This is a genomic window from Micromonospora sp. NPDC048063, from assembly GCF_043202855.1.
GTDB lineage: Bacteria > Actinomycetota > Actinomycetes > Mycobacteriales > Micromonosporaceae > Micromonospora.
In genome coordinates this window covers 551987-558082 of sequence record NZ_JBIDBG010000004.1, presented here as the reverse complement: position 1 = coordinate 558082, position 6096 = coordinate 551987, and the positions used below count along the sequence as shown (strand labels likewise).

General features: G+C 68.7%; 5 protein-coding genes. 3 read left to right on the top strand and 2 right to left on the bottom strand.

From position 1 onward, the window contains the following. Positions 1-2414: FxSxx-COOH system tetratricopeptide repeat protein (fxsT, locus tag ACGFZ2_RS14375; RefSeq protein ID WP_393453402.1), on the bottom strand; the 2414-nt coding region annotated here is incomplete at its 3' end. A 554-nt stretch (positions 2415-2968) separates the two neighbouring features. On the opposite strand from fxsT, the gene ACGFZ2_RS14370 reads away from it, so the two are divergent. Continuing rightward, the gene (locus ACGFZ2_RS14370; protein ID WP_393453400.1) at positions 2969-3538 is read left to right on the top strand and encodes a hypothetical protein; all 570 of its coding nucleotides are present in this window, start codon (positions 2969-2971) and stop codon (positions 3536-3538) included. Between the two features lie 211 nt (positions 3539-3749). On the opposite strand, the gene ACGFZ2_RS14365 is transcribed toward ACGFZ2_RS14370, so the two are convergent. After that, entirely contained in the window at positions 3750-4181 is a 432-nt protein-coding gene (locus tag ACGFZ2_RS14365) for a hypothetical protein (RefSeq protein ID WP_393453398.1), read from the bottom strand. Between the two features lie 338 nt (positions 4182-4519). Between ACGFZ2_RS14365 and ACGFZ2_RS14360 the strand changes: the two genes are divergently transcribed. Together ACGFZ2_RS14360 and ACGFZ2_RS14355 are read left to right on the top strand one after the other, a co-directional pair. Continuing rightward, positions 4520-5134: an RNA polymerase sigma factor gene (locus ACGFZ2_RS14360; RefSeq protein WP_393453697.1), complete on the top strand. Its 615-nt coding sequence runs from the start codon at positions 4520-4522 to the stop codon at positions 5132-5134. Next, positions 5127-6071 carry a CU044_5270 family protein gene (locus tag ACGFZ2_RS14355; protein WP_393453395.1) on the top strand — a complete coding sequence of 315 codons (945 nt, stop codon included), beginning with the start codon at positions 5127-5129 and terminating at the stop codon, positions 6069-6071. Before ACGFZ2_RS14360 ends, ACGFZ2_RS14355 begins: the two co-directional genes overlap by 8 nt. Positions 6072-6096: the final 25 nt, after the last annotated feature.

Here is a 6096-nt window from a genome sequence, read left to right as displayed (position 1 = left end):
GTCGGGTGTTTCTCGCCCAGGACCTGCTCACGCGCGGCCAGGGTTGCCTCTAACAGCGGGATTGCCTCACCCAACCGGCCTGCGGAGTCGTAGGCGGTAGCAAGATTGTTCCGCGATGTCAGTGTGTCCGGGTGTTTCTCGCCCAGGACCTGCTCACGCGCGGCCAGGGTCGCCTCGTACAGCGGGATTGCCTCACCCAACCGGCCCGCCACGTCGTAGGCGACAGCAAGACTGTTCCGCGATGTCAGTGTGTCCGGGTGTTCCTCGCCCAGGACCTGCTCACGCGCGGCCAGGGTCGCCTCGTACAGCGGGATCGCCTCACCCAACCGGCCCGCCACTCGATAGGCGGCGGCGAGGTTGTTCCGCGATGTCAGTGTGGACGGGTGTTTCTCGCCCAGGACCTGCTCACGCGCGGCCAGGGTTGCCTCTAACAGCGGGATTGCCTCACCCAACCGGCCTGCGGAGTCGTAGGCGGCAGCAAGATTGTTCCGCGATGTCAGTGTGTCCGGGTGTTTCTCGCCCAGGACCTGCTCACGCGCGGCCAGGGTTGCCTCTAACAGCGGGATTGCCTCACCCAACCGGCCTGCGAAGTCGTAGGCGGTAGCAAGATTGTTCCGCGACATCAGTGTGTCCGGGTGTTTCTCGCCCAGGACCCGCTCACGCGCGGCCAAGATCGCCTCGTACAGCGGGATTGCCTCACCCAACCGGCCCGCCGCTCGATAGGCGGCGGCAAGATTGTTCCGCGATGTCAGCGTGTCCGGGTGCTCCTCACCGAGCCATGCGGTGGCAGTGGCTCGGACCTCCTCGCCCTGGTCGATAGCAGCCGGATATGAGCCGCGAGCGGTGAAGTGGTAGGTCAGAGCATTGTTGACACCGATCACACGGGAGCCCACGTCTTCACTCAGGTCAGCGACCGTCTCCAGAGCCTGCCTCGCATGCGGGGCGAGTAGCTGCCAGACGTCCCGGTCACCGGGATCCGCCGGATGCAATGCCTCTACCGCCGCCACGACCAGGCGCGCTGCCGCCGCCATCAGGGGCAGTCGTTGTCCATCCCGATCAGCCCACCATCGGGATACCTCGGCCACCAGCGGATGCACCATCAGCCCGTCGCCACCGCCCGCCCCTACCGGCATCCCCTCAACCAGGCCCACCGCCCGTAGACCCGCCAACCCCGCCGCAAACTCCACCGGGCCCTCATCCCCGCCGGACAGCAGCCCGGCATCGGATAGAACCCCCGAGTCAAGCATCGACACCGGCACCACCGAGCCCGGCCCCAGGAACGACAACACGCGCAACACCATGCGGGCCCGCACCCGGCCCTGCCGCTCCAGGGCGTCCAACGAAATCTCCCACGTCGACACGATCAGCCGGCGCGGGTCCTGCTCTCCCCACCCCGGCGCGCCCTCGTCCAGAAGTCTCAACGACCGCTGCGCCAAAAGGTCCAGATAGCCGCTCAACCCCACCGCGGCCATCCCCGAGCCCAGGTACGACCCCGCCAGGTGCACCGCCAACGGCAGCCGCCCCAGCCGATCCACCACCGCCACCGCCGACTCCATCAGCCCTAGCTCGTCCGCACGGCCCATTCGGTCCAGCAACATCAACGCCGCCGACTGCTGATCCAACTCACCCAGCGGGAACCACGCCGCCCGATGGCCCCAGACCTGCCGCTCGGCCACCCGAGTGGTCACCAGCACGATCCCCCCACCCACGGACCGCACCCAACCGCCGCCCCCCGCCACACTCGTACCCTCCGGAGCCAAAACCGCCGGGTCATCAGCGTTGTCGACCACCAGCAACCACCGGCCCCGCACGCGCTCCAACCACCGCCACACCACCCCCGCCAACGCCAGATCCGAGTCGGCGCCAGCCACCTCCTCCGCCGATGCCCCCGCCTCCCGCGCCACCGCTGACATACCCGCCACCAGCGTCGCCCGGTCGACCGCCGAGACCCACCACACCCGCCAACCCGCAGCCCGCGCCTCCTTCGCCGCCGCCAACGCCACCGTCGTCTTCCCACGCCCACCCATACCGGCCAACACCCGCACCCCAGAAGACCCGGCGTCAGCCGGCGCCAACACATCCCCCACGACGCCGTCACGGCCCCGCACCACCGGCAACTCACCGATCGGCGGATCCACCATCCCGGTCCGAGCAGACTCTTCGGGCACCGTCACTCTCGCCGGGTCGGGGACCCGCTCCTCGGAACTCGATGGGGACGCGATCAACGCATCCCGGCTGCGCTGCACCGACAGCCCCAATCCGCCCAACACCACCGTCACCACGGTCAGCACCAGCACCGACGGAAACGGGTAACGCTGAATGAGATCCAGTCCCCACGGCCACCGGCCCAACTCACTCGCCGCGTTGACCGCCAGCGCAAGAAGACTTCCCACCGTGGCCAGCAGCCCCGCCACCGCACCCACCACCAACGTGGCAGACAGCAACGACCACGATCGGCGACCCCGTAGCACCACAGTGGATCACCCTCCGTAACCCGCGCCTCACCAAAGCTGACCCGCCTATTGAACCGCATGACTGCACAACAGGAATCAACCGCAAGCGCGGCACACAGGGACGATCGCGCCCACGGTCTACCACCGCTGAGGCAGGGGCGATCGACTGCCGCGCCGCTACGCGGCTTGCCACCGAATACCGATGTCCAGCCACGCGGGACCCGGCGGCAGGGCAAGCCACCTCCGGCCCAAGGACCAGGGGCAGCATGCTGTGCATCTCCGCACAGCCACGCGCCCATCACGCAGCCGTGCCGGCCACGGGCCAGTAGCGGGTGCCCCAGACGGTCAACAACGGCCATGGTGGGGCAGCAGGGCACCATTGCCGACCAGGCACTACGGACAGATCACGACAGCAGAGAACGATCTTCCAAACTGGGTGTTGGCCGGCAGACCAGCGAAGCCGAACCGGACTCCTCACCTAGAGCGCGCGCCGCGTTGCCGATAGCGTTGCGTCCGTGGCGGAAGAGGTCGAGCGAGCCGTCCGGCGACTGTGTGAGCGGGCACTCACAGGCGTCGGCCGCTGGTCTGGGCGGACTCCACTTCGGGATGCCTTGTACCGCGTGACACGCGGGCGGATCGACAAGCGCCCACGCTACTCGGTCGGCCAGCTTCCAACGCTTGCTACGCCTTGGCAGGACACCGCTTCTGGCAGGTACTTCGGCTGGCGATGCCGGCAGGCGAACCTCCACGAGGAGTTCGCCTTTGCGGTTGAGTACATCGTGTGCCCGCACTGCGGGACAGCCTGGGTGGACAAGCCGTACACCGCTGAGGAATACCAGCGGCGGGGCCTAGCTGCGGTGGCTCTTTGGGCGCTCCGCGAGGAGAACCCGGGACTGTATTGGTATACCGGCAGCGGGCACCTAGGCGATGCCAAGACCTTCTGGAATGCCGTGGGACGTGCTGTTCCGGGTGCCTATCGTCAGCACGAGCTGTGCGAGCACATCGACAGGTATGAGGGATTGAAGCCGAACTGGCTACTGCGGCGGCAGCAGCGCCAGGCGGCCAGTAACGCCCGTCACGGTTGATCGCTGGCGGTTCGGCGGTACGGCGCAAAGCGCAGGGAGTCAGCGGATCGTCAGCGAACGCCGTACCGCGTGATCCGACTCGATCATGCTCGACGGCACGACCGATGCGTCTGACCATGCGGTACGGCACTTGATCACACTCGCCGCTACGTCAGGTCACTTTCCCCCCGACGGGGGTCGTCCCTTTCCGGAGTGGGCGCTCCACCGCAGCTCACAGGCCGTCTCTGTCCTCGCCGAGGCCGCGCTCGGAGGGCGAATCCTCGGCCGGAGGCAGCAGAGAGGCAGCAGAGCTGTCGAAGGCCGCCAAGATCCGGGCGGCGTAGTCCGTCCGGGTGTGCGTATAACGATTCAGCGTCGTGGACGCCTGCTTGTGGCCGATGACCCGCTGCACCAGGTTGATCGGGCCGGTGTTGACGACCTGGCCGAGCAGGCCGATGCACACCGGGATCTGGCAGGGGTGGCCCGCCGTGCTCGCGGCGGGGACCAGCGAGGGCAGCCAGACCCGGCGGCGGAAGATCGACCGGCGCAGGGGGCACCCGATCCGGTCACGGACGACGAGCGTGCGCGGGTCTAGGTCCCCGGCCTCGGTGCGCAGCTGGCGCAGCGCGGCCAACAGGAAACCCGGAAGCGGCACGGTCCGCACGCCAGCGCGACTCTTCGGGTACGGATGGAACAGGATGCCGCCGTGGGTCTCCGCGGTGATCTGGACCGCGCGCAGCAGAGCGCGATGGCGGGCCAGGCGGGCGGCCCGCTCCCCGGGCGGCGGGTCAACGGCAGGTAGTGAGGATGGCGAACTACCCCTGGGCATGCAGCCACTACATCGGGCTCGCTCCGCCCGGTCCGCCGGGCGAGGATGTGGAGGTTCGCGTGCCGTGTGCCGTACCAGGACGGTCAGGGTGATCGTTGGTGGCCACCCATGAACCGTTTTGCCGCGAGCTGCGGATAACAGGTGATGCTTCCCTGCTCCGCGAGAGGCCTTGCGTGAAAGAACTCAGACCAACGTCGGACGCCGATGTCGGTGCGGTGACGGACGCAGTGATCATCGAGCGCTCCGTGCGGGACCCGGAGACCTTCTCGACGATCTTCGACCGACACGCGCCGCACATCCACCGTTACCTGGCACGTCGCCTTGGTGTGCCGGCTGCGGACGATCTGGTTGCGGAGACGTTCCTCGCGGCGTTCCGCCGCCGGGACCGCTTCGACACCACCTATCCGAACGCGCGGCCGTGGCTGTACGGGATCGCCACCAAAATCGTTGGCCAGCACCGGCGAAATGAGGAGCGCGAGTACCGGCTGCGGCAGGCGTACGTCCCCGCGACGAGCGAGGCATCGCATGCCAACCGGGTCGCCACCGTGGTGACGGCGCAATCACTACGCCGGCCCCTCCTCGAGGCGCTGGCCAGGCTCTCCGACGGAGATCGCGACGTGTTGTTGCTGATCGCCTGGGAGGGACTCAGATACGACGAGGTCGCCGCCGCACTGTCGATTCCGGTCGGCACCGTGCGATCACGACTCAACCGAGCCCGCAAGCTGCTCCGTGAACGGTTGGGCGGCGCACCGGCCAGCACGATCGAGGAGGTACTGAGCAATGGATGAGATGCGACTGCTCCAGCAGCTCGGCGGTGAGACCGGGCTGCCGGCAGCCGAGCGGTTGGAGCCGGCCCGCAGCCGGCTGGAGGCCGCCATGGCGGCGACGGCTGCTGAGCCTTTGCCCGCGGTGTCCACCGTGCGCCCGACGCCTTCCCGCTGGAGGCGACCGGCCTGGCGGCTGGTGCTCAGCGGGGTGGCGGCGGCGGGTCTAGCGGGGGCGATCGCTTCCGTACTGGTGCTCGTACCGGACCAGCTCGGTGGCAGCACGCCACCCGCACGGGCCGATGCCACCCAGATTCTGCAGAACGCGGCGGCCGCCGCGCTGCGGGTGCGCGATGTCGATCCCCGGCCGAACCAGTTCGTCTACACACGCCTGCAGCAGGGGCGTGATCTGCGGGAGAGCTGGACGTCGGTGGACGGAACGCGGGACGGTCTGGTTATCGAGACCTCTGCCGCCAGCCGCACGGAGATAGTCGTTCCCGGCTGCCGGAATGGGCGGGCGGTGGTGCTGAAGGGGGGCCGGGTGGTTCCGGGCGAGACCGAGCGGTGCACCCCAGCACCCGCCTACCGCGCCGACCTGCCCACCGACGCCGCCGCGATGCGGGCCTTCCTGGCCGAGAATGCCAAGGGGGAACCGGGCGACGCCAATGCCGCCGGCAAGGAGATCCTCTACTACCTCACCGACAGCTACCTACGCCCCCGGACCCTGGCGGCGCTCTATGAGGCTGCGGCGACGATGCCGGACCTGCAAGCCGTGAAGCCCGTCAAGGACGCCGCGGGCCGGCCGGGCATCGGGATCACCTGGCCATCGACGCACGGCTCGGGCGAAATCGTGCTCGTCTTCCACCCCGAGACCTACACCTTCCTCGGCGTGGGCGGGCCGGCAGGCGGATCGGCGGTGTTGGCCCTCGCCATCGTTGACCGAGTCGGCCAGAGGACCTGACATCCGTCCCAGCGGCCAGCCGCCT

Coding starts and splice junctions, on each gene's coding strand:
- ACGFZ2_RS14355 (WP_393453395.1), top strand. CDS start 5,127: ATGGATGAGATGCGACTGCTCCAGCAGCTCGGCGGTGAGACCGGGCTG.